Raw genomic sequence first — 22,804 nt, 5'->3', positions numbered from 1 at the left:
AAGGGGGTTATGATGGAAAAAAATAACGATGTGATCCAGACTCATCCCCTCGTAGGGTGGGATATCAGTACCGTAGACAGTTACGATGCGCTTATGTTGCGCTTACACTATCTGACGGCAAATCATCAAGATCCAGAAGAAACTGAAGTTGGTCAGACCTTATGGCTAACGACAGATGTCGCCCGGCAATTTATTTCCATTCTCGAAGCCGGTATTGCAAAAATTGAATCAAATGATTACCAGGAAAACGATTACCGTAAGCATTAATCGGTTGTTAACTGTAAACAAAAGGCATCCATTGTGATGCCTTTTTCATATTTTCTGGGTTGTTTGTCCCGCGATTGTTAATTACCCTGCTATATATCGACTCTGTCATTATCACCTGTTTCAGCAGGGGTATTAATTTTGGAGACTTTTGTGACCCACTACGATTTCATCGTTGTTGGCAGCGGTTCTGTTGGTTCAGCTGCAGGTTGTTATGCCCGCCTGGCTGGCCTGTCCGTTTTAATGATTGACAGTGCCATTCCCCCTCATGAACAAGGTAGCCATCACGGAGACACCCGCCTTATTCGCCATGCTTATGGTGAAGGCGAGAAATATGTACCACTGGTACTGCGCGCACAAACCTTATGGGATGCCCTGCAACAGCACACAGAACTGCCTCTCTTCCAGCGTACTGGCGTGATTAATGTTGGCCCCCAGGGCTCAGAATTTTTAGCCAACATGCGCCACAGTGCGCAACAGTGGTCCATTCCCTTAGAGACCATGACAGCGGCAAGCATCATTGAGCGCTGGCCTGCCCTGCAAATCCCCGATGACTATGAAGCATTGTTTGAACCCAATGCCGGTGTACTGAAAAGTGAAAATGCCGTAGCAACCTGGATTAAACTCGCCAGGGAAGCGGGTTGTGCACAATTGTTTAACTGTGCAGTCAGTGCCATACATTACCAGCACGGTAACATTCAGGTAGATACCGCTGACGGCAGTTTTACAGCAGGCCGTCTGCTGGTCAGTGCGGGAACCTGGGTAACCCAATTACTTCCCTCTTTGCCAGTCAGCCCGGTACGTAAAGTATTTGGCTGGTTCCAGGCTGATGGGCGCTACAGTGCCGATAACGGCTTTCCCGCATTTACTGGCGAACTGCCTGACGGTAACCAGTTTTATGGTTTCCCAGCCAACGACAATGCATTAAAGATTGGTAAACATAATGGCGGGCAGCCAATCAACACACCTGAAGAGCGTACTCCCTTCGGCGCTGAGTCAGGTGATGGCTCAGAGTGTTTTGCCTTCTTACGCCAGTTCCTGCCCGGTATTGGTGGATGCCTGTATGGTGCATCCTGCACTTACGACAACTCTCCCGATGAAGACTTTATCATTGATACACTGCCCGAAAACCCGAATGTCATGGTAATCACCGGGCTTAGCGGCCATGGCTTCAAATTTGCTCCCGTGCTGGGTGAAATTGCCAGCCTGTTTGCTCAGGGGAAAAACAGCCCATTTGATTTAAATCCCTTCAGCCTGAGCAGGTTTGCAGCGCAAGATAAATAACGCACTCTGTTTTCCCGGCACAACCTGTTTCAGGCTGTGCCGGGGTCCGTTATTCATCTTCCTGGTTATTCAGTGTGAGCTTCAGACGCTGGCGGGATTTATTAAAGATGCGGGCAGCATTTTCGCGCCCGGCCCTTCGCTGACGCTGCTCAGCCTCAGGCAACTTCATCTCTTGCTGGCATTGTTCACTACAGCAACCATCATATTTTTCAGCGCAAGCCGGGCACTGAATAAACAGCAAATGGCAGCCTTCGTTTTTACAGTTAGTGTGGCTGTCGCAAACAGCCCCACACTGATGGCAATGTGCAATCACATCCGGTGAAATTCGTTCCCCCATACGGGCATCAAATACAAAGTTCTTACCAATAAACCGCACAGGAAGCCCCTGTTCTCTTGCTTTGCGCACATATTCAATAATGCCGCCCTCCACATGAGAAACCCGGGTAAATCCCTGGTACTTCATCCACGCACTGGCTTTCTCACAGCGGATCCCACCAGTGCAGTACATGACAATATTTTTATCTTTGTAAGGCGCCATCATCTCAGCCGCTTTGGGCAACTGCTCACGAAAAGTATCTGCCGGAATTTCCAGCGCACCCTCGAAATGCCCCACCTCATATTCGTAGTGGTTACGCATATCTATAAAAACGGTATCCGGGTCATCGAGCATCTGATTGACCTGTTCAGCTTTCAGGTAATCACCCACATCACTGGGGTCAAATGCAGGGTCATCAATACCATCGGCCACAATACGTTGGCGAACTTTCATGCGCAGAACCCAAAATGAACGGCCATCGTCATCAAGAGCAATATTCAGACGCAAACCATCAAGGGCAGGATGGAAACGATATAACTGCTCACGAAAAGCTTCTACATTGCTCTCGGGCACACTGATTTGCGCATTAATCCCTTCTGGTGCCAGGTAAACGCGGCCAAATACTGCAAGTTGGCTGAACGCCTGGTACAAGGCATCGCGAGTGGCATTTGGGTCTTCAATGGCGAAATATTTATAAAATGATAGGGTTTTGCGAGGTTCTGTTTCCGCCAACATGCGGGCTTTCAGTTCCTCATTAGAAACACGGTTATGTAACACTGGCATGGTGTTCATTCTGCTCCTGGGGAAAATAGCCGGGCATGATATAGCAATCTACGCTAAATAACATCCATACAAAATACGCTACATTTCACAGCTATAATTATGCACTAGTGGCATAACTGGTGTTAAAACAACCGTTCTGTATTGAGATATTTTGGGCATTACCCAAAGAATGCCACAATAGGACTTATGGAAATCAGTTATTTCTGATGGGAGCTGCATGACACATTTACCCCAATTCACCCGTTCACTTCTTCACCCCAAATACTGGCTCACCTGGCTTGGTATTGGTTTACTCTGGGTGCTGGTATTGCTCCCCTATCCGCTAATTTATCGCCTCGGGTGCTTCATGGGCCGTGTCGCGATGCACGTAATGAAAGACAGAGTCCGTATTGCACAACGTAACCTGCAATTATGCTTTCCGCACAAAAGTAACGCAGAGCGTCAGGAACTGATTGTTAAAAATTTTGAATCTGTCGGTATGGGATTAATGGAAACAGGAATGGCCTGGTTCTGGCCCGACTGGCGTGTTGCCCGCTGGTTCGATATTTCTGGCGTTGAAGAAGTTAAGCAATTACTCGCAGAGAAACGAGGAATTTTGCTGATTGGTGTGCATTTTCTGACACTGGAACTGGGCGCACGTATTTTTGGAATACAAACTCCAGGTATTGGTGTGTATCGCCCAAATGACAACCCCTTGATTGACTGGCTGCAAACATGGGGCCGTATGCGCTCCAATAAAACCATGCTTGACCGGAAGGATTTTAAAGGCATGGTGAAAGCACTCAAAAGTGGAGAAATTGTCTGGTATGCGCCCGACCATGATTACGGCCCGCGCAGTAGCGTATTCGTTCCCTTTTTCGAAGTCGAACAAGCCGCAACCACCTCTGGCACATGGATGCTGGCAAGGATGTCTAAAGCCTGTATTGTGCCTTTTGTTCCGCGTCGTAAACCTAACGGCACAGGCTATGAATTGCTGGTGTTAGAACCCGAACTCGATATTCCACTGGGCTCTGCTGAACAAACTGCCGCCTGGATGAATAAGGTGGTGGAAAAATGTATTTTACTCGCCCCGGATCAATACATGTGGTTGCATCGCCGTTTCAAAACGCGCCCGGAAGGGACACCTTCCCGTTACTGAATATTCACCTCTCAGCCTGACACTGAGAGGTTTCACTTTAATTTCTCACCGACATCTGGTTGACGCTCCTAAAAGTGCTGTCTATAAATTCCTGATACCCCCGACAACATGGTGACAGGAGTTTATGTATGACCGGCAGCGAACTGAACTACTACTCCACGCTTGATGAAGCCCTTGATGCCGCCCGTGAAGAGTATTTTGCCAGTCACCCCGACCTCAATGAAGATGATGTCGAAATCCAGCAACTTAATATTCAAAAATATATCCTTCAGGATGGTGAAGAGATGTGGGTTGCCTGCTTTTTTGATGATGAAAATGAAGCCGACGAACAGGGTGACTATATTCCCGTGCTGTACGGGCCCGCAGCGCAGGCCGTGTTCGATGGTGATTTTGACGAAACAGAATTGCGGCAGGAGTGGGTTGACGAAAACACGCTGCACGAATGGGATGAAGGCGAATTCCAGTACGAGTCACCTTTAGATGATGATGAAGAAGGCAGTGAAGCGATGGATGAGTGGGATGAACGGGAATAACGGGCGCACCGCCCTGCGGTAAGTACCATGCAAAATCAACACTTACCGGAAAGTATCACTCATAAGGCCCATGATGCGCATCAACTGGCAATAGCAATGTGTCGGCAATAAGAGAAAAAGGCAAATCGATTACCGTCAGGTAGCGCCATGAGGAATCTCTCACGTCCCATTGCACGCCAGGATAATACTGGTTACCGTGCCCTTGCCCGGGAACTGTTCGGCTAATTATACTGCCACAACCACTCAATATCATGGCCATAGACAAGACAACCAAAATTCGCAAATTTACAGCCCTTATCATCATTTCGTTTGGTTATGCATATGTGTCGTTTGATTAAACATAGTGTGCCGTTTAATTAAACATAGTGAAAAAAGCCGGCGCGAGGCCGGCTAAATAAACTGAACTAAGCCTGTGTCTGACTGGCTTGTGAATCCCCAGATATGTGCTTCCAGGCATTTACCCAGGAAGAGTATTTTTCCGGTGCAGTCCAGACGCGATAATGCATTCTTGCCATCGTCACCGGGTCACTGAGTAACACCAGGCGGCGGTCGCGGTTAAGTTTATCAGGCGTTTCATTCAGTGCCTGCTCAACATGGCGGTCACGTGCTATTTCCAACACATTACTTTTACCATGGCGGGCGGTTGCCATTGCCGTAGCCAGTGCATTATATGTTGGATGAAAAACAGACAACATAAAGCCATTGAGCAACTCACTTTCACGGTTACTTTTCAAATACCTTTCTGTATCCACCAGTACTTGCGGAGGTGAATACTCCTCAGGAATCAAGAAGAGCTTCCAGCGTTTGGTTCTTAATCCGTTAGTTGCCCGGCTGGATACCACCGAAACAAACGGCGAGAGGATCAGCGAGAACACAATAGGCGCAAGCCAAAACAGGAAACGCAGATCCAGCCACGCCATACCAATCGCCCAAACAAGGCCCAGTAATAATTGAGAGCCATGGCGCATGAAAGCTTCTCCCCAGGGCGTGGAGTCATCGTCACGCTGCGGGGAATTCCACACCACTTCCCAGCCCAAAAAGGCACTGACCACAAACACGGTATGGAACAACATACGAACCGGAGCCAGAAGCACAGAGAAAAGCACTTCCAGAATCAGCGAGATCAACAGGCGAAACGCCCCGCCAAACTCTTTGGAACCTTTACACCAAATCAGCAATACGCTCAGCAGTTTAGGCAGGAACAAGAGCACCATCGTTGACGCAAACAATGCAATGGCCAATTCCGGACGCCACTGCGGCCACACGGGGAACAACTGCCGTGGTTGCAGGAAGTATTGCGGTTCCGTCAGGGCATGTACAACCTGCAAAGCGGTGGACAACGCCAGAAACATAAACCATAACGGCGCGGACAGGTAAGACATCACCCCAGTCAGGAAGACAGCGCGGTGAACCGGGTGCATACCTTTAACCAGGAACAAACGGAAGTTCATCAGGTTGCCGTGGCACCACCGACGATCGCGTTTCAGTTCATCCAGCAGGTTCGGCGGTAGCTCTTCATAGGAGCCCGGTAAATCGTAGGCTATCCATACACCCCACCCTGCACGGCGCATTAACGCTGCTTCAACAAAATCATGCGAGAGAATAGAGCCAGCAAAGGAACCTTCACCTGGTAACGGTGCCAGCGCACAATGCTCGATAAAGGGTTTGACACGAATAATAGCGTTATGGCCCCAGTAATGGGATTCACCCAACTGCCAGAAGTGCAAACCCGCAGTAAACAGCGGCCCATAGACCCGTGTCGCAAACTGCTGGCAACGGGCATACAACGTATCCATGCCAGATGCACGTGGCGCAGACTGAATAATACCGGCGTTAGGATTTGCTTCCATTAACCGCACAAGGCCAGTCAGACAGTCGCCAGTCATCACAGAGTCAGCATCCAGTACAACCATATAACTGTACTGGTTGCCCCAGCGGCGGCAAAAATCATCAATGTTGCCACTTTTACGTTTCACCCGGCGGCGGCGGTAAAAAATCTGCCCTTCTCCACCAACCTCGGCCAACAAATCCATCCAGGCCTTCTGCTCGGCAACGCAAATATCCGGGTTGTAGCTGTCGCTCAGAATATAAACATCAAAGTGTGCGTGTTGCCCCGTTGCTTTTACCGACTCCCAGGTAGCGCGTAACCCGGCAAAGACCCGGTTAACATCTTCATTGCAGATAGGCATGATAAGCGCAGTACGGTGCTCGGGGTTAATCGGCTCATCGCCAACCGTCGAAGCAGAAATACTGTATTTATCCCGCCCAATAAGCAGTTGTAAAAAGCCCATCAGCGCGGTCCAGAAACCCGCTGAAACCCAGCAGAACAACACAGCAAACAAAATCAGAATGCCGCTTTGCAGTACATAAGGCAGTATCTGCATAAACGAAACCCATAAATCCTGCCCGACCATATCCGCAGGATTAATCATCGCCCAGCCCTGGTAAGGCAAAATGGTTTTCATATACCAGGTTGCCACAACAGTCTGAGAGATGGTGAGTAACAGGAGGATATAACGGCGCAGGGTTCCCACCATACGCCACTTCTGCTCTGCTTTTTGCTCTTCTTTAGACAAGGAGTGATGGCGAGGAGAACGTTCACGCCCCAGCAAACGATCCCAAACACGCCCAATAGGGTTGGTGCGCCAGGGTTCCGGCGCCATTGAAGAACGGTGAGTTGCAGGCATCGCCTGCAACTGGTCCCGGCCTTCTTTATCTTTCACCATGACACTACTGTTCACAACACCCGGCCAGTTAAAGGCCAGGCGAGACTTCACGGAACTTAATGGCGAATCATCATCCCTTGTAAAAGCTCCAGACTGAGGCTCCAGAGCCTGGTGTATCGCTTTAATTTCCAGCCCCTTCAGAGCTGATTTCTGCGTGTCCGGCAACGGCAGATTATCAATATAATCAGGCATAGTTTACAGTCAGCTTATTCATTAGCAGGGAGTTGGTAACTCCAGGTTTCACTTAATGTCTGATCACCATTGACCAGGGCAGCCCGCATTTCTGTGGTCTTTTTCGGATCTTTAATTTTAACGCGCAGTGTTAAACGCCAGCCTTTGGTAACCGGGTTATAACGCACGCTGTTTTCAACGATTTCTCCGTTGTCCCCAATACTGGCCTGAGAGGCCACTGGTGTATTATCCGGCAGTGTTTTCATCTGCGGCCCGTCAAAATCGACAATAAATGCGATAGTGCCATCGGGCTGGCGAATAAGATTCGTTTGTTTCACATCACCGGTAGAACGACGTGTTTGCGTCACCCACGCATTCGCCGGGTCATGAAGTTTGCTTTCGTCTTTAGTGAAGGTCAGCTTGTAATTGAAATTCATTTCCTTGCCAGGATCTGGCAATTGGTCAGGCGTCCAGAACGCTACGATATTATCGTTAGTTTCATCATTGGTTGGAATTTCCACCAACTCGACATGCCCTTTACCCCAGTTTCCTTGCGGCTCTACCCATGCACTTGGGCGCTCGTCATAGCGGTCATCCAGGTCCTCATAACGAGAGAACTGGCGGCCACGCTGCAACAAGCCAAAGCCTTGTGGGTTTTCCATGGTATAGGTGCTCACCGCCAAATGTTTCGGGTTATTGAGCGGGCGCCAAATCCACTCGCCATTACCAGCGTGAATGGACAAGCCATCTGAATCATGAATTTCAGGGCGATAATTAATTGTTGGTGAAGGTTGTTGCGGCCCATACAGGAACATACTGGTCAGCGGTGCAATGCCCAATTTACCCACTTTATCGCGCAGGTAGATTTTAGACTGCACATCAACCACCGTATCCCGGCCGGGGAACAGAACAAAACGGTAAGCACCTGTCGCACGTGGAGAATCCAGCAATGCGTATATAGTCAGGCGTTTTTCTTCCGGTTTGGGGCGCTCAATCCAGAATTCACGAAAGCGCGGAAACTCTTCCCCAGAAGGTAAAGCTGTATCAATTGCCAGACCGCGGGCAGAAAGCCCGTATACCTGGCCTGCACCAATCACACGGAAGTAACTGGCCCCCAGCACACTGAGGATTTCATCTTCTTTATCTTTGCTATTTATAGGATAGAGAACTTTAAATCCTGCGAAGCCCAGGTCTTTGACACTGTCTTTGTCGTGCTTCACATTACCAAAATTAAAATAATCCGGGTTGTATTTGATTTGATGCACACTGGTCGCCGTCACTTCATTAATTTTGACTGGCGTATCGAAATACATACCCTGATGGTAGAACTCGAGTCTGAATGGGGTTTTGAGGTTATGCCAGTAGGCTTTATCGTGATTGAACTGAATCTGCTGGTAATCGGCAAATTTCATGTCCTTGAACACAGACGGCAGATTGCTCTTTGGCGCCTGGTAGCTGCTGCCCGCAAGGGATTTTGCCTGTTTTGCGACATCATCGATGGAGAACGCCCACACGGATGAGGTATAAAGCGACATTAATACTGCCGCGCCAACCCAACGCATTTTCATCATTTCTAGTTTATGTTTCATATTAACCAGCACATCCCCCTTTGTGTGCTTAAATCAATCCGATCCATTCTAAAGTATACTTCAGGCTTCCGACAACCAAATCCCCTCCTGGTTCAACACGCTGGCTCATGGATTAAACAACTGGCAACAAGTTTGCTCCCAATACGTCCTTTAATCCTGGAGACAGCCCCTATCTGTTCGTGTAAGTTAGCCCGGACTGTAAACAATTCACCGTTTAAGGATAAGGTGAAAAGTCTGAGATTGTTGGAGTTTTATGAGTAATACACCTGTGCAACGGGAATTTTTTCTCGATTCTATCCGGGCATGGTTAATGATATTAGGTATTCCATTCCATATATCGTTAATCTATTCCACACATCAGTGGCACATAAACAGCGCCACACCATCAATGTGGTTGACCATTTTTAATGACTTCATCCACGCATTCAGAATGCAGGTTTTTTTCGTTATTTCGGGCTACTTTTCCTACATGCTTTACCTGCGTTACAACCGGAAACGCTGGTGGGTCTTACGCACTGAGCGCGTTGCCATTCCTATGCTGGCGTCTATTCCGCTCCTGACTCTGCCCCAGTTCTTTCTGTTGCAGCATGTAAGTGGTAAAAACCAATCATGGAATAGCTTTACGCTGTACCAGAAATATAACACGCTGGTTTGGGAACTAACTTCTCATCTGTGGTTCTTGCTGGTTTTGGTTATTCTGACGACCTTAGGTTTGGTTTTGTTTCAAAGAATAAAAAACGGCAACGGTTTCCCGTGGCTCTTTCCTGACCCACAAAGATTAACTTTGGGAAAACTCTCAGTTATTTTTTTGTTACTGGGGTTAGTTTATGCCGCCTTTCGCCGTGCAATTTTTATTTTTGCGCCACAAATTCTTACGGATGGGTTGTTTAATTTCACCATTATGCAAACCCTGTTTTACCTGCCTTTTTTCTTACTGGGTGCACTGGCATTCAAGTACCCGGCATTGAAAGCCCGTTTTATCACCCCCCACAAGGGATGCTGGGCTGGCGCTCTGGCTGGTGTTATCGCTTATATGCTTAACCAGCACTATGGCAGTGGTGATAAGTGGCTTTATGAAACCGACAGCGTGATAACAATGCTGCTGGGTATTTGGATGGTCAATGTCGTCTTTTCTTTCGGGCACACGTTGCTTAACAGCCACTCACCACGTGTAACCTATTTCGTTAATGCGTCATTGTTTATCTACCTGGTACACCACCCACTGACACTTATTTTCGGTGGTTTTATCATGCCTCATATTGCATCCAACACGCTGGGTTTTCTTACCGGTATGGTGTTTGTAATGGGTATTGCCATCCTTTTGTATGAAGTTCATTTGCGCATTCCGTTACTGCGGTTTCTGTTTTCCGGCAAACCTCAGCGCACGCAGACTAAAGCCACACAATAATCACCTTTTGGTCTGGCAGCAGTCACCTGTCAGACCACATCACAATTCATTAGTAAGTGTTGGTACAAATCATGGGTTTCCTGATCGTAACAACAAAAAACCACCTGATGTGGCAAAGAGTGGTTATGCAAGAAATCACACACGGTACTCATCGCAATCTGTGCAGCAGCCGGTTTAGGATAACCATAGACACCCGTACTGATTGCCGGAAAAGCAATACGCTGGAAACCATGAGAAGCAGCCAACTGCAGGCTGTTATGATAAGCATCAGCCAGTAACCCAGCTTCGTCGCGGTCACCTCCATGCCAGACCGGGCCAACAGCGTGGATAATTGCTTTAACTGGGAGGTCGCCTGCTCCAGTGATAACCGCCTGCCCTGTTGGGCAGGCGCCATTCTGCCGGTAAATAGCAGCACACTGCTCCAATAATTCAGGACCTGCTGCGTGGTGAATTGCCCCATCAACCCCTCCGCCGCCTTGCAGCTGCGCATTAGCCGCGTTGACAATAACATCGACATCAAGTGAGGTGATATCACCAGAAATAACCGAAATACGAGACATAAACATTCCTCCCCTACGGCAGAACAAAACACCTGTCCAACGGTGAGTCCCAATGGGCTATCTTTTAAGGGTAGCCAGGCCGCTCACCATAAACTGCTTACTGCCTCCCAGTTTTGTCTCAATGGTGCCCATGCCGTTCCAGCAGGCATGTCTTTTATCCAACGAAATTCACTGATACAACCTCTTGTTTCAGATTTAAGCCAAGTATTAACATTGCGATTACCTAAATAAAATCATGTCACCACTACAGTTTTATCTTAAGAAAACTATAAAAAAGAAAACTGACTTATTAAGCACTATTCCCTTTCGATAAAAAGCATAAACTGAATATATTTATAGAAGAAAAATCAATAACTTAAATAAACACACCCCACCAAATATAGTAGTTTTTTATTTTCAGATAAATTCGATTTTATTCATTCAACAAACCACTATGAAACATTTTTAAATCTATTTTTACTAAATGTTACAGCCAAAAGGTTTGCCTGAACAAGCTAACTGAATAGATTTAAACAATAGCTTTTAATTGCCATTTTGATTTCGGGCCCTCAATGGATGGATAGGGTATTAACGTCACACAGCAGCACGTCACCTGTCAGTTGAAAAAGGTTTACCGTAATTGTGAATATGTTCTATTGCAGGTGCCATAAACCCGTGGAGTTACATCATGTATCATGAATTCCATCGCTTACATACCCAAACATTGTTGTTAATAACACGGCCGTCATTGCTTTCCACGGCCCTGTTCCAGTATCTGCGCACAGAACTCGACCTGGATGGCCATATTCATAACATCCAGCAGCCTCTGGAAGCGGTTCCGGGCAATACGCTTATCCTGTTTGATATGGCATTTGCTGAACGTAACTATATTCATTATTGGCAAGAGGTACTCAGCCATACTTCAACAAACAGCCAGGTTTTACTCATCAATATGCCGAACACACAGCCGGAGCATAATGTCAGTAACTGGCAGCGTATTGCGGGCGTATTTTTTGTCAGTGAGAGTGAAAAGAGCGTACTGGAAGGTATTGGCAGTATTTTGCGTGGCGAACACGACTTTTCAAGCCAGATTGCCAGCCACTGGATGAAGTCCTCTCCGCGTTCAGAACCTTATATCTATGAATCCTCCACCCTGACACAGCGTGAAAAAGAGATCCTTAATAAACTGCGTATCGGTGCCTCTAACAATGAAATCGCCCGCTCGTTGTTTATCAGTGAAAATACAGTGAAGACCCACTTGTATAACCTGTTCCGTAAAATTTCAGTAAAAAATCGAACTCAGGCTGTGTCCTGGGCAAATAACCATATGATGTAAAAAACCGGCATAAAGCCGGTTTTTTACATCAATAATTTTGTATAAATCGACAGGATGCAATGAGCTATGATTGTGGTTGCTCACCATCTTCCTGTAGTTCGTCCCACATGGCCTGAATAGCTTCACGGGCAACCTGTGCCAATGTGCGCCAAAATGCTGTTGTAGCATGAGCTTCAACCTTGCCCAAGAAAGTGCCACACCAGGGAAGCAGAAAACTGTCAAACAGCGTTTCCAAAGCAAGGGACTCATCTTCCTGAGCCTGATCTTCAAGCCAGGATGCAGCCAGCAATATGCCACCAAAATGATCTGCCGGAGCGTCTGACAATGGCATGCCTCGGCTACTCAAGAACTCACGAACTTCTGCTTCGCGGCTTCCCTCGACCCAGGCGCTGCGAAAAGGACTAACACGACACTCATCACCAACAAACAGTGTATGGAAGTCTTCGCTTATTGCCGCCATATCGTTGCTCTGTTGCAGGCGAACCAGCAATTCGTCCTGCTCTAACGGCCAGCTTTGCGCCAACTTACCTTCCTGAATCGCTGTGTATAACGGCACCAATAGTGGGTCCTGAGGTTGACGGTAAAAAAGTGAACCTAAAATACGGCAAAGAATAGAAAACTCATTCATTATCATGACCTTGTTCAAGCACTAGCCTGTAGGATTAGCTCAATTACAGCAAAATCAGAGTTCTGCGAACTCTTCAATTGGCGCCATACCATGGGATTCAAGAAAATCCAATAAACGGCGTGGAGAAACATTCAAAATGCGTTCACGGGGAAAAGCGACTTTATTGAGGATTTTTTCACACTCATGAAAGTGCCCGAGAGTAAAGGCTGTGTGCGAATCAGACCCTAATGACAACCAGCCTCCAGCTTCTTTAACTGCCGCGGCAATTTCAGTGCAATTACCTTCAGACCCTTTACGTGAATGCGTAAACGAGGAGTTATTCAGCTCCAGTGCCACGTTGTAACGCGCGGCGGCCTCGGCAATAGCCGGTATATCGACGGGAAATTTCGGGTTACCGGGGTGGCTGATAATATGGACTTTACCCGATGCCATAGCTGCAATCATTGCGGTGGTATGGGTGTCTTTATCTGCCGGGGGGAAAACAGGCTCATGAAAACCCGCAACAACCAAATCCAGTGAATCACGCATATGCCCCACGCAGTCCGTTTCACCATCGGTGTTTTTAATATTCGCTTCGATACCCCGCAAAATACCTACACCATTAACCAACCGCGGCCAGATACGCATATTAACGAAATGCCAGTAATGTGGAGCATCCGCCATTTCAGGCCCGTGGTCGGTAATAGCAAACAGTTTGATACCCGCGGCTTTCGCCTGCGCGATGTAATCGTGAAGGGTGCTGTATGCATGGGTACTGGCAACCGTATGCATATGCAAATCTACGGGGTACATAGCAATCTCCTGTTAAAAACAGCCACAATGATAACAGTTATCTTTCCGGATGTTGATACAGCCGCACATCAGTAACCGCGCACCTTATCAACCTGACCGGGAGGAATTTCACCTTGTTCAAGCGCATTCATCAACTTCGCTAAGTAGATGACAGCATCCTCAAGCCTTGTGGAAGCGGCAATATGCGGGGTAATTGTTACATGCGGATGTCGCCACAATGGGTTGCTTGCAGGTAATGGTTCCTCCCGCACAACATCAAGCGTAGCACGTGTAATCTGGCCGGACTCCATTGCTGCCAGCAAGTCATCCTCAACAACATGCGCACCACGCCCAAGGTTCAGTAGAAACGCGCCTTGTGGTAAGCAAGCCAGTAACTGCTGGTCAATCATGCCTTCTGTTTGCGGAGTATGGGGTAACAAATTGATGAGTACCCGGGTTTCTGATAGAAAGTCGCTCAGTGATGCTTTGCCAGCGAAACTGTGCACACCAGGCCAGTCTTTTACCTGGCGGCTCCAGGTTCGTACTGGAAAACTCCAGGGCAGCAAGCTTTCTGCCACACATTTGCTCAGCACACCAGCCCCTAAGATTCCAACGGTGAACTCACTGGTTTGGTACTCTTCAAGGGGTTCCCAGCGCCCTTCCCGCTGCAAATCCTGGTAATCATCGAACCGGCGAAACCAGCGCAATACCTGGCTTACAGCAAATTCCTGCATTTGTTTTCCCATACCGGCATCTTCAAGGCGATACAGCGGCACATGCGCCGGGATAAAATCCGGGTCTTGTTTGAGCTGGTTAAGCACGGAATCCACACCAGCGCCAAGGGCAATAACGGCTTTAAGGTTATCCCGCCCGGCAAGCATTTCCCGCGGCGGGTGCCAAACCAATGCAAAATCTGCAGTTGCGTTATCACCGGGTTTCCAGATGCGTACTGTAGCACCGGGTATAGCCTGCTCCAGACTGCGAACCCAGAGCGATGAATCAAAATCGGGGTGGTAGAAAAGTATCTGCATTTAGCCTCCTGTTTTGTACAGGCTTACCGCAAAGTGGTATTAACACAAGAGCCCTGCGATAAAAAACAGCGCTTTTTGTTGGTTTTGCCAGCATTTTGCTGGAAGTTTGGCTAAACGGTTCTTTTTACAAAAAAGTTGATTGACGCTGGCGTCGCTTTTCCCTAAATTAAGCGCCGTTCCACTCTGGTGGTTCAACAATTTGGTGAGGTGTCCGAGAGGCTGAAGGAGCACGCCTGGAAAGTGTGTATACGGCAACGTATCGAGGGTTCGAATCCCTCCCTCACCGCCATATTCATAGAGAAGCTCGTACTTATGTACGGGCTTTTTTATTGTCCGAAACTCCCTGAGGGAGGGTGAGAACCCTCGTCAGGGTTCGACTGATACCGCAGGTATCAGGACAACCTGTGTAACAGGTTGCCCCGCAGGGGTGAGCGTAGCGAATCAATCCCTCCCTCACCGCCATATTCATAGAGAAGCTCGTACTTATGTACGGGCTTTTTTTTTGCCCGAAACTCCCTGAGGGAGGGTGAGAACCCTCACCATTCCCCTGCATACTTCACCCTGCAGGTGCGTTGGCTGTGCTCGCTCGTACCGGTCACTTACTCCAGTAAGCTCCCGGCAACTCCCTGCGCTGCCGCCTTCCTGCACGGCGAATTATTTTGGGGAATTCATCACTCAAATGTGGCTTATAAACAGGCGTTTTGTTGCCGGTTTTGCGTTCTGAACTGAGTTACCACCACAATCAACAAAACTCCCCCGGCTCAGGCACCTAACCCAGGCAATATCTGTCTCGTCTTCTACACTTGGTGGTCTGTGCTTTCTAACAACCTGATTACCATGACGAATCCATTATGTGATGCTTTAAACCTAAAATACCCCATTATTCAGGCACCGATGGCTGGCGTATCTACACCAGCGCTGGCTGCCGCAGTCAGTAATAGTGGTGCGCTGGGTTCCATTAGCGTTGGTGCAGCAACAACACAACAGGCCCGGGAGATGATAAACCAAACTCAGGAACTGACCAGGGCACCTTTTAATGTGAACGTGTTTTGCCACCCACCAGCCACGCGCAACCCCACTAAAGAGCAGGCGTGGATAAAGCAGTTCAGCGAGATGTTCCACAACTTTGGCAGCGCTGCACCCACCACACTGGACGAAATATACGCCACCTTTTGCCACAACAGCGCAATGTTGCAGGTATTGCTGGATACACGACCGGCAGTGGTAAGCTTCCATTTTGGCCTGCCAGAACCAGAAGCCATTCAGGCACTCAAGGCCGTAGGCTGTTTAACGCTCGCCAGCGCCACATCACCTAGTGAAGCCAGGTTGATTGCCGCTGCTGGTGTGGATTTTATTATTGCGCAGGGGTTTGAAGCTGGTGGGCACCGTGGTGCATTTCTGGCCACAGAGACAGATGCCCGGTTAAGCACCTCTGAGTTATTGCCACTGATACAGGAGGCCACTCCGCTGCCCGTGATTTGTGCCGGTGGCATTATGAACGGGGAAGATATCGCAAAAGTAATTCAGCAAGGAGCGGTGGGCGTACAGATGGGAACAGCATTTATTCTCTGCCCGGAATCCGCTGCCAATACCGCTTACCGTGAAGCCCTGGGCCAGGCAAAGCCCGATGAAACATTCATGACTTCAGCTATTTCAGGCCGCCCGGCACGTAGCCTGAATAACGCATTCTGCAAGGCTACTCATATGATTTCGCCTGACAACATTCCGGATTACCCGGTTGCCTATTCTCTGGGTAAAGCACTGGCAGCGGCTGCGCAGTCATCTGGTGTGGCGGGTTTTGGTGCCCAGTGGGCCGGAACCGGTGCACACCGGGCCCGTAAAGAGAGTGCAGCCCGGCTGGTTGAAATACTCGCCCAGGAGTGGCAAAACTCGGCAGACACAATTGAGACGCCTCACTAATGGTTTTCGTGGAACAACAGTTGCATCAGATCCTGGTTTGTCATCTTTTCGCCACTGAGTCTGGCAAGCAGCATCTCGCTTGCCAGCGTTTGCAGTGAAAAAACAATATCGGGTTGAACCCTCTTAATTTTGTTCAAATTTTTGTCGGAATTTACCAGTGCGATTATTTTTGTTTCTGGTGCAACCACTTCTTTGGCCGCCAGAACAATAAAGGCGTTATCAGAGTCGTCATCCCGCAGTACCAGAATATTTCTGGCTTTATTTGCACCAGCGTTAAGTAATGTCTGATTTGCCGAAGGGTCATCGACTATCACGTCTGCATCTGCCGGGTATTCATGAGGAATCCCCGGTGGGACGATGACTGTCACGGTTTCATTACGTTGTTTTAAACCCGAATAAACGCTCATTGCCAGCGGGCTGGCTCCCACAATAATAATATGATTCTTACGCATAGCGTGTGAAATTCGTCCTTTTATCATACGGTTAAGATTACCGCCAATCACCGGGCCAATAATTGCGCTGACCGATGTCGCGAAGACCGTAATCCCCATAATAATGATGGATACAGTAAAAAAGCGTGCCGTACTGGTGACCGGAATAATATCGCCATACCCGACTGTCGACATACTGACCGTCGAAAAATAGAGAGCCTGAGCAAACTCAGTGATAGGCGGGTGAAATTGTGCCCCCAGGTAAAGTGAACCAAACAGAGCATAAGTCAGTAATGACGCGAAGCTGATAAGTGCGAATAGCGTGCCTGCGGCAAGGCTGGAATGGCTGAAATCGCGCCAGAAATAAAGCAAACATAAGGTGTCAATTAGGGCCAGATAGCCAATACGCAAATTACCCGCGGTAAGCCAAAAGTTGAATAGTGTCACCACTACCAACAGTAGCAGCGCGAAAGTCCATGCCACCCTGGCCCGCAAAAACAACCCAATACTCATCAGCACAATTGCACTACCCAGTACCACCTGGGGCAACCTTAGCAGCCCAAAAGTAGAAATAGCGTCTTTCCAGTCTGTAAAATACTCCATGTCTACCGGCAATGTGTGCCACACCTGCATCAGGACCGGACGCAGAAAAATCCCCCCAATGAACAGAGTTAACAGACTCAACCAGTAGTGTGGCTTCAACCACCCCAAAACAAACCTGAATTTATTCAACAGAAATTTCATACCGTTAGTTCTTACTAAACCCTGTTAACCAGTGTAGCGAGCTTCACACACTCTGGCCGGGTATTTAGATGATAAGTGTTAAAAAAACTTTCACTGGCACAAATCCGGTTACGCCCAGGAATATCCCTGGCCGATAACTATTATCAAGTTACACTTCTTAACCAAGAATGAGCTTAATTACTAAAGGAATTGCTCATGACTGTTGGACGCTTTTCTCTCATCACCTTCACTGTTTTTCTGATTATTTACCTTTGCAGTAGCAGTACAACCGCCAGTCCCTGACAGGCAGTAATAAATCGCTGGATAAAGTGAATAAAGAATTCCACGTAGTGCTGTCCATCTTCGCCCCAATTAACCATAACCGGACTATGCGAGTTAAAGCCATGGATTACGCCGAAAAGGCGATATGGCTAGCTCTGGCAACTCACTCAATCAGGCAATCGTTGTGTCGACAACACCTTTAAGTAATATATGGATAACCGACGGGTTCTGTCACCTTTGGAGCAGGCGAAGTCGTTGTGTGACAACATTGTCCGGGGCCAGTTGAGCATGACTATTACGCCAGGCGCCCATTCAGCATTATCAGTATTATCGAAATCATTGCCTTTCAGACCAATATACTGGTGCTGAATGTTCCCGTTGAAGCAGACAAAGCCGTGGCATTGAGCAGATCAACCAGGCTTCGCACAAATGGACACCGTCACCCGGCAGAGTGCGACACTGGTTGAGCAGGCTTATGCTACAGCCCAGTCACTTAAAGACCAGTCACATGTTCTGAATGAAGCCGTCTCAGTATTTCTGCCTGCGACCAAATACAGGAGCCTCACTTATTGTTAGCTGGCCAGTAATCATCGGGCTGCTATCGCCCCGGGATCTTCTTTCCTCACCAGTCCAGGTAGGTAAGTAATAGCAGCTTATTCATCCCAATGCGGGTCTGGAGCAGACCCGCAACAGCGAAGCCCATGGCACACCCGAATCAGGCTTAACGTTCAGCACAGCAACATTCCGGCGAAAAACTCCCTCCTGCCTGTAAATAAAAACTTTTCTTGAAACCCAGTTTCACATGTGGTTACATCCATAACCACTAATAGTTATTATTCTCATTATTATTTGCATAATTAATTTTCTGTCCGCCGCAATATATCGGTGAGGCGAGCTTTGGGCGGAATTTAACAACTTATTGTTCTAAGGGGATATTCATGTTCGCACTTCCATTCAGGAAGGAACCACTATTGCGCAAAAGCGGCTATTCATTGCTGACAACCAGTATTTCTCTGGCACTGATGCCCATGGCTGGCCTTGCGGCTACAACAGACAATACAGAAGACACGGTGATTGTTGAAGGCACTACATCCACCCGTAATTCCACGGCGCAAAGCCAAGATTACAGCGTGCCTGCCACCTCTGTTGGCACCAAAATGACATTGATCCAGCGGGATATTCCCCAGTCTGTCAGTATCATCAGCCAGCAACGCATGGAAGACCAGCAACTGGAAACCCTGGGTGATGTAATGGAAAACACCACAGGGATTAGCAAAAGCACTACTGACTCTGACCGTAGTCTTTATTATTCGCGTGGTTTTCAAATTGATAACTACATGATTGATGGCATTCCCACTTATTTTGAATCCCAGTGGAACCTGGGAGACGCTCTGGCCGATACCGCCCTGTATGAACGCGTTGAAGTGGTGCGAGGCGCAACCGGGCTGATGACCGGCACCGGCAACCCATCCGCGGCTATCAACATGGTTCGCAAACACGCCACCAGCCGCACCTTCACTGGCAACCTTTCCGCCGAATATGGCAGTTGGAATAAACAACGCTACGTTGCCGATTTGCAGGGCCCGGTAACTGAAAGTGGTAGTGTGCGCGCCAGGCTGATTGCCGGTTACCAGGATAACGACTCATGGCTGGACCGCTATAACAATAAAAAAACCTTTTTCTCCGGCATTATTGATGCAGACCTGAGTGACACGACTTCGCTTTCCGCTGGCTATGAATATCAGCGTATTGACGTGAACAGCCCCACCTGGAACGGCCTGCCATGGTGGAACAGTGATGGCAGCACACGCCACTATGACCGCTCACACAGTACCGCCCCGGACTGGGCGTATAACGATAAAGAATTCAATAAGTTCTTTATTACGTTAAAACAACGCTTTGCAGACACCTGGGAAGCCACCCTGAACGCCACCCATTCACAAACGAAATTCGACAGCAAAATGATGTACCTGGATGCTGTCGTCAATAAAGATACTGGCCAGTTGATTGGGCCTTATGGCAGTTATGGCGCAGGCTATGATTATGTGGGTGGTACCGGCTGGAACTCCGGAACACGCAAAATGGATGCTCTGGATCTCTATTCTCAGGGGACGTACGACCTGTTTGGCCGCCAGCATAACCTGATGTTTGGCGGCAGCTACAGTAAACAAACCAACCGCTACCTGAATACCTGGGCCAATATTTTCCCGGATGAGTTCGGCAGCTTTTATGATTACGATGGAAACTTCCCGGAAACCCAGTGGGGCCAGCAAACTGTAGCCCAGGACGATACCACTCACATGAAGTCCCTGTATGCCGCTACGCGTATTTCACTGGCCGACCCGCTGCACCTGATCCTTGGCGCGCGTTATACCAACTGGCGAATTGATACTCTGAGCTACAGTATGGAGAAAAACCATACTACGCCTTATGCCGGGCTTATCTTTGATATCAATGACAACTGGTCTGCTTACGCCAGCTATACCTCAATATTCCAGCCGCAAGATTACCGTGACAGCAGCGGGAAATATTTGTCGCCTGTTACCGGCAATGACTATGAAATTGGCCTGAAATCAGACTGGATGAACAGCCGCCTGACCACCACCCTGTCGGTGTTCAGAATTGAACAGGATAACGTGGCGGAAAGCACCGGGCAGTTGATTTCTGGCTCAACAGATTCGGCTTACCGCGGCGTAAACGGTACGGTAAGTAAAGGTGTGGAATTCGAACTAAATGGCGCACTGACAGACAACTGGCAGATGACCTTTGGTGCAACGCGTTATGTTGCCGATGACAACGAAGGCAACGCCGTTAACCCCAACCTGCCGCGCACTTCGGTGAAACTGTTTACTCGCTACCGCCTGCCTGCCATGCCGAAACTGACCGTTGGCGGTGGTGTGAACTGGCAGGACCGGACCTATAAAGATGTGTCCACCGCTTACGGCACATGGCGTGCTGAGCAAGGCAGCTATGCTGTGGTGAATTTATTCAGCCGTTACCAGGTTACCCAAAACCTGGCGGTGCAGGCCAATATTAATAACCTGTTCGATAAAACCTATGATGAAAACCTGAATGGTTCCGTGGTGTACGGTGAACCGCGTAACTTCAGTGTTTCGGCAAATTACCGGTTTTAAGCGTAACGGCAACCAGCATATTCCCGCCAGCAGGCCACATTGCGGCGGGTAAAAGCTTAGCTTGCCGAATTAACTGATTCGCCCGGAGCAACGGCAACGCCGGGCGATGTTAGCCCTTCACCAGCACACCGGCGCGTGCGGAAAAGCCTTTCACACCATGCCGGCTAATCATAACAACAGATACTGTAAGCTCACCTGTTCTGGTTACAGGCATCTTGTGAGATTTACGGTTTTTAAACCATCAGCCAGTGCTCTTCCGGCACCAGGTGATTCAGGGTTGCTGCCCGGTATATTCAGTTGGTAATTTGAGATGTCTGGCGATTGTTCAGATAGCATAATCCAGGCAGGGGCCTTTTAAGTGTTCTATTATGCAGCGCAGTTATTTAGTTTAATATTAAGACCATCACCAACAATGATTCTTCATCCAAATTTTTATATGCGCAATATCTTCGTGGCTTTCTCCTAGTGTCAGTTGAATTTAATTACTTAGCTCTCTATTTAAGTTTATTTTTAATATTAGCCACATACAGATATTTATGGCATCCACATCCCGTTGATGTAGATGCCCGGGCACAATACGCTACTGCTTAAGCTCGAGAATTGAACCCATCATTATATACTCGAGATTAACCATAACGTCATAATAGTGAGACACTTCCTTACCATCTGTTTTAGTTTTGTGCCATTTTTCTCGGTCCTGTTTTTGAAACTCTTCCAGCAAATCTTTTTGTTCCCCTGCAGACTTAGCATGGATAAAAGCGGTATAAATTTTGGTGGCATCACTCAGGTTATTCTGAAGTTCTGCAGAACTAAAATGTGCGGTTATTTCAGGAGGCTGATAACGCGACTCGGTGATACGTATATGTTGACTATAATCGGCTGAAGGAGAGAATTCATTATTATAATAATACGTAAAGTCCTGAATGCGATAAACTTTGGTTTTATAATTTTCCTTAGATGTAGATGACATTGATGCCGGGAATGACTCTGTCGGGTTAAGGTCCCAATAATGGAGGGAATTATCAATAAAGATCTCACTCCCCAGATCTTCGAACGGGCCAGTAACAGTTTGCCCGTCAATAGAAAGGGTGTGAACATCACCGCTTTCACCCTGTGGTTCTATGCCTTTGGCCAGATATTTTTGTATCACATAAATATAACGGGTGCGTGTAGGGTTGATGATACCGCTATTACCCGATCGAGGCCAGGCGTCAAACACGCTGAATTTTACCGTTTCACCATTCGCCAATGTCAACGTATGTTGACCAGCGCTCAGTTTAATACTTTGTGATTCCTTTGCCGGTACCGTTATTTTTTGAGCGTCAATAGAAATAGCTAATGGTTGCCCGGTAGGGTTATCAATGAGAAATTCTTTGTTGTCACCAAAACAGGCTGTCAATGCAATACAGGCCCCCAAAAGAGTTATTCTTTTTAACACTTGTTTCTCCTTAAACGTTAAATACGAACTCATTGAATGACACCCGCTTAAGGTTAAAGGGTAGTTATGCGGTAGTGAAATAAAATTTAGCTATTAAATTTAGGGGGGAGTCGGTTAACGTGCTGTTTTTATTTGAAAAATATAAACTCTTCTGATTTTATATCTCCTGATATCTCTAATATTTTATTACTCCCCTGCTCTATCTCTTTAAGGTAGAAAACAACATCAGTGTCTTTATGGTTATTTTTTCTCGGTTTGAATAACATGTCCGGTTTTTTGGCACGCATTATCGTAACAGAAACTTTTGGTGCTCACTCTTCTGCGCAGATTATGGTGCTTAAGTACCGGAGGCATAAGGG

The 22,804-nt window shown here is 47.8% G+C and carries 18 protein-coding genes, 1 tRNA gene, 1 other RNA gene and 1 pseudogene; 11 read left to right on the top strand and 10 right to left on the bottom strand.

All coding sequences use genetic code 11. The features are described from left to right. The first annotated feature begins 12 nt into the window (after positions 1–12). Together bssS and solA are read left to right on the top strand one after the other, a co-directional pair. Positions 13–267: a biofilm formation regulator BssS gene (gene bssS / locus LC084_RS04635; RefSeq protein WP_036108130.1), complete on the top strand. Its 255-nt coding sequence runs from the start codon at positions 13–15 to the stop codon at positions 265–267. Between the two features lie 138 nt (positions 268–405). Beyond that, positions 406–1,548: an N-methyl-L-tryptophan oxidase gene (solA, locus tag LC084_RS04630; protein WP_226569763.1), complete on the top strand. Its 1,143-nt coding sequence runs from the start codon at positions 406–408 to the stop codon at positions 1,546–1,548. Between the two features lie 49 nt (positions 1,549–1,597). Here the strand turns inward: solA and trhO are convergent, their stop codons facing one another. Beyond that, a complete protein-coding gene (trhO, locus tag LC084_RS04625; protein WP_226571132.1) occupies positions 1,598–2,647 on the bottom strand; it encodes an oxygen-dependent tRNA uridine(34) hydroxylase TrhO in 1,050 nt (349 codons plus the stop codon). A 217-nt stretch (positions 2,648–2,864) separates the two neighbouring features. Between trhO and LC084_RS04620 the strand changes: the two genes are divergently transcribed. Both LC084_RS04620 and LC084_RS04615 read left to right on the top strand, forming a co-directional pair. Then, the gene (locus LC084_RS04620; protein WP_226569761.1) at positions 2,865–3,785 is read left to right on the top strand and encodes a Kdo(2)-lipid IV(A) acyltransferase; all 921 of its coding nucleotides are present in this window, start codon (positions 2,865–2,867) and stop codon (positions 3,783–3,785) included. A 128-nt stretch (positions 3,786–3,913) separates the two neighbouring features. Continuing rightward, a complete protein-coding gene (locus tag LC084_RS04615) occupies positions 3,914–4,318 on the top strand; it encodes a MysB family protein (protein ID WP_226569759.1) in 405 nt (134 codons plus the stop codon). Positions 4,319–4,373: 55 nt separating this feature from the next. Here LC084_RS04615 and LC084_RS04610 read toward each other — a convergent pair whose 3' ends face one another. The 3 genes from LC084_RS04610 to mdoG form a co-directional block, all read right to left on the bottom strand. Then, on the bottom strand, positions 4,374–4,601 hold the full coding sequence (locus LC084_RS04610; protein ID WP_226569757.1) for a YceK/YidQ family lipoprotein: 228 nt from the start codon (positions 4,599–4,601) through the stop codon (positions 4,374–4,376). A gap of 121 nt (positions 4,602–4,722) precedes the next feature. Continuing rightward, positions 4,723–7,236, bottom strand: a complete 2,514-nt coding sequence (mdoH, locus tag LC084_RS04605; RefSeq protein WP_226569756.1) for a glucans biosynthesis glucosyltransferase MdoH — start codon at positions 7,234–7,236, stop codon at positions 4,723–4,725. Between the two features lie 14 nt (positions 7,237–7,250). Next, complete coding sequence (mdoG, locus tag LC084_RS04600; protein ID WP_226571131.1) at positions 7,251–8,786, bottom strand: glucans biosynthesis protein MdoG; 1,536 nt, start codon at positions 8,784–8,786, stop codon at positions 7,251–7,253. A gap of 271 nt (positions 8,787–9,057) precedes the next feature. On the opposite strand from mdoG, the gene mdoC reads away from it, so the two are divergent. Continuing rightward, positions 9,058–10,212, top strand: coding sequence for a glucans biosynthesis protein MdoC (gene mdoC, locus LC084_RS04595; protein WP_226569754.1), 1,155 nt, complete (start codon positions 9,058–9,060; stop codon positions 10,210–10,212). 29 nt (positions 10,213–10,241) lie between these two features. Here mdoC and LC084_RS04590 read toward each other — a convergent pair whose 3' ends face one another. Then, positions 10,242–10,772, bottom strand: a complete 531-nt coding sequence (locus tag LC084_RS04590) for an O-acetyl-ADP-ribose deacetylase (protein WP_226569752.1) — start codon at positions 10,770–10,772, stop codon at positions 10,242–10,244. A gap of 667 nt (positions 10,773–11,439) precedes the next feature. Between LC084_RS04590 and csgD the strand changes: the two genes are divergently transcribed. Beyond that, a complete protein-coding gene (csgD, locus tag LC084_RS04585) occupies positions 11,440–12,087 on the top strand; it encodes a biofilm master transcriptional regulator CsgD (RefSeq protein WP_226569750.1) in 648 nt (215 codons plus the stop codon). Between the two features lie 64 nt (positions 12,088–12,151). Here csgD and LC084_RS04580 read toward each other — a convergent pair whose 3' ends face one another. The 3 genes from LC084_RS04580 to ghrA all read right to left on the bottom strand — a co-directional run bounded on the left by LC084_RS04580 (position 12,152) and on the right by ghrA (position 14,517). After that, entirely contained in the window at positions 12,152–12,715 is a 564-nt protein-coding gene (locus LC084_RS04580) for a TorD/DmsD family molecular chaperone (protein ID WP_226569748.1), read from the bottom strand. A gap of 54 nt (positions 12,716–12,769) precedes the next feature. Beyond that, positions 12,770–13,507, bottom strand: coding sequence for a phosphatase (locus LC084_RS04575; protein ID WP_226569747.1), 738 nt, complete (start codon positions 13,505–13,507; stop codon positions 12,770–12,772). A 68-nt stretch (positions 13,508–13,575) separates the two neighbouring features. Beyond that, positions 13,576–14,517 carry a glyoxylate/hydroxypyruvate reductase GhrA gene (ghrA, locus tag LC084_RS04570; protein WP_226569745.1) on the bottom strand — a complete coding sequence of 314 codons (942 nt, stop codon included), beginning with the start codon at positions 14,515–14,517 and terminating at the stop codon, positions 13,576–13,578. Between the two features lie 201 nt (positions 14,518–14,718). Between ghrA and LC084_RS04565 the strand changes: the two genes are divergently transcribed. The 3 genes from LC084_RS04565 (at position 14,719) to LC084_RS04555 (ending at position 16,437) form a co-directional block, all read left to right on the top strand. After that, positions 14,719–14,806 (top strand) — tRNA-Ser (locus LC084_RS04565). 44 nt (positions 14,807–14,850) lie between these two features. Then, positions 14,851–14,979: non-coding RNA, RtT sRNA (locus tag LC084_RS04560), on the top strand. Positions 14,980–15,354: 375 nt separating this feature from the next. After that, complete coding sequence (locus LC084_RS04555; protein WP_226569743.1) at positions 15,355–16,437, top strand: NAD(P)H-dependent flavin oxidoreductase; 1,083 nt, start codon at positions 15,355–15,357, stop codon at positions 16,435–16,437. On the opposite strand, the gene kch is transcribed toward LC084_RS04555, so the two are convergent. Then, entirely contained in the window at positions 16,434–17,603 is a 1,170-nt protein-coding gene (gene kch / locus LC084_RS04550; protein ID WP_404808350.1) for a voltage-gated potassium channel protein, read from the bottom strand. The genes LC084_RS04555 and kch overlap by 4 nt on opposite strands. Positions 17,604–18,261: 658 nt before the next feature. On the opposite strand from kch, the pseudogene LC084_RS04545 reads away from it, so the two are divergent. Together LC084_RS04545 and fhuE are read left to right on the top strand one after the other, a co-directional pair. Then, a pseudogene (locus LC084_RS04545) lies at positions 18,262–18,449 on the top strand (methyl-accepting chemotaxis protein); the annotation flags it as partial. 362 nt (positions 18,450–18,811) lie between these two features. After that, positions 18,812–21,007 (top strand): ferric-rhodotorulic acid/ferric-coprogen receptor FhuE, encoded by a 2,196-nt coding sequence (fhuE, locus tag LC084_RS04540; protein WP_226569738.1) that lies wholly within the window; start codon positions 18,812–18,814, stop codon positions 21,005–21,007. A gap of 580 nt (positions 21,008–21,587) precedes the next feature. Here fhuE and LC084_RS04535 read toward each other — a convergent pair. Then, positions 21,588–22,445 (bottom strand): hypothetical protein, encoded by an 858-nt coding sequence (locus LC084_RS04535; protein ID WP_226569736.1) that lies wholly within the window; start codon positions 22,443–22,445, stop codon positions 21,588–21,590. Positions 22,446–22,804 lie beyond the last annotated feature (359 nt).

Source organism: Mangrovibacter yixingensis (genome assembly GCF_020523985.1).
Lineage (GTDB): Bacteria > Pseudomonadota > Gammaproteobacteria > Enterobacterales > Enterobacteriaceae > Mangrovibacter > Mangrovibacter yixingensis.
The sequence above is the reverse complement of the archived record's forward strand: the minus strand, read 5'-3'. Positions and strand labels throughout refer to the sequence as shown.

Excerpts from the sequence above, each read along its gene's own strand:
- LC084_RS04590 (WP_226569752.1), bottom strand. The coding sequence starts at position 10,772 with ATGTCTCGTATTTCGGTTATTTCTGGTGATATCACCTCACTTGATGTC.
- ghrA (WP_226569745.1), bottom strand. The coding sequence starts at position 14,517 with ATGCAGATACTTTTCTACCACCCCGATTTTGATTCATCGCTCTGGGTT.
- fhuE (WP_226569738.1), top strand. The coding sequence starts at position 18,812 with ATGTTCGCACTTCCATTCAGGAAGGAACCACTATTGCGCAAAAGCGGC.
- LC084_RS04620 (WP_226569761.1), top strand. The coding sequence starts at position 2,865 with ATGACACATTTACCCCAATTCACCCGTTCACTTCTTCACCCCAAATAC.
- LC084_RS04580 (WP_226569748.1), bottom strand. The coding sequence starts at position 12,715 with ATGAATGAGTTTTCTATTCTTTGCCGTATTTTAGGTTCACTTTTTTAC.
- mdoC (WP_226569754.1), top strand. The coding sequence starts at position 9,058 with ATGAGTAATACACCTGTGCAACGGGAATTTTTTCTCGATTCTATCCGG.
- LC084_RS04555 (WP_226569743.1), top strand. The coding sequence starts at position 15,355 with ATGACGAATCCATTATGTGATGCTTTAAACCTAAAATACCCCATTATT.
- bssS (WP_036108130.1), top strand. The coding sequence starts at position 13 with ATGGAAAAAAATAACGATGTGATCCAGACTCATCCCCTCGTAGGGTGG.
- mdoG (WP_226571131.1), bottom strand. The coding sequence starts at position 8,786 with ATGATGAAAATGCGTTGGGTTGGCGCGGCAGTATTAATGTCGCTTTAT.
- mdoH (WP_226569756.1), bottom strand. The coding sequence starts at position 7,236 with ATGCCTGATTATATTGATAATCTGCCGTTGCCGGACACGCAGAAATCA.
- trhO (WP_226571132.1), bottom strand. The coding sequence starts at position 2,647 with ATGCCAGTGTTACATAACCGTGTTTCTAATGAGGAACTGAAAGCCCGC.
- LC084_RS04575 (WP_226569747.1), bottom strand. The coding sequence starts at position 13,507 with ATGTACCCCGTAGATTTGCATATGCATACGGTTGCCAGTACCCATGCA.
- csgD (WP_226569750.1), top strand. The coding sequence starts at position 11,440 with ATGTATCATGAATTCCATCGCTTACATACCCAAACATTGTTGTTAATA.
- LC084_RS04615 (WP_226569759.1), top strand. The coding sequence starts at position 3,914 with ATGACCGGCAGCGAACTGAACTACTACTCCACGCTTGATGAAGCCCTT.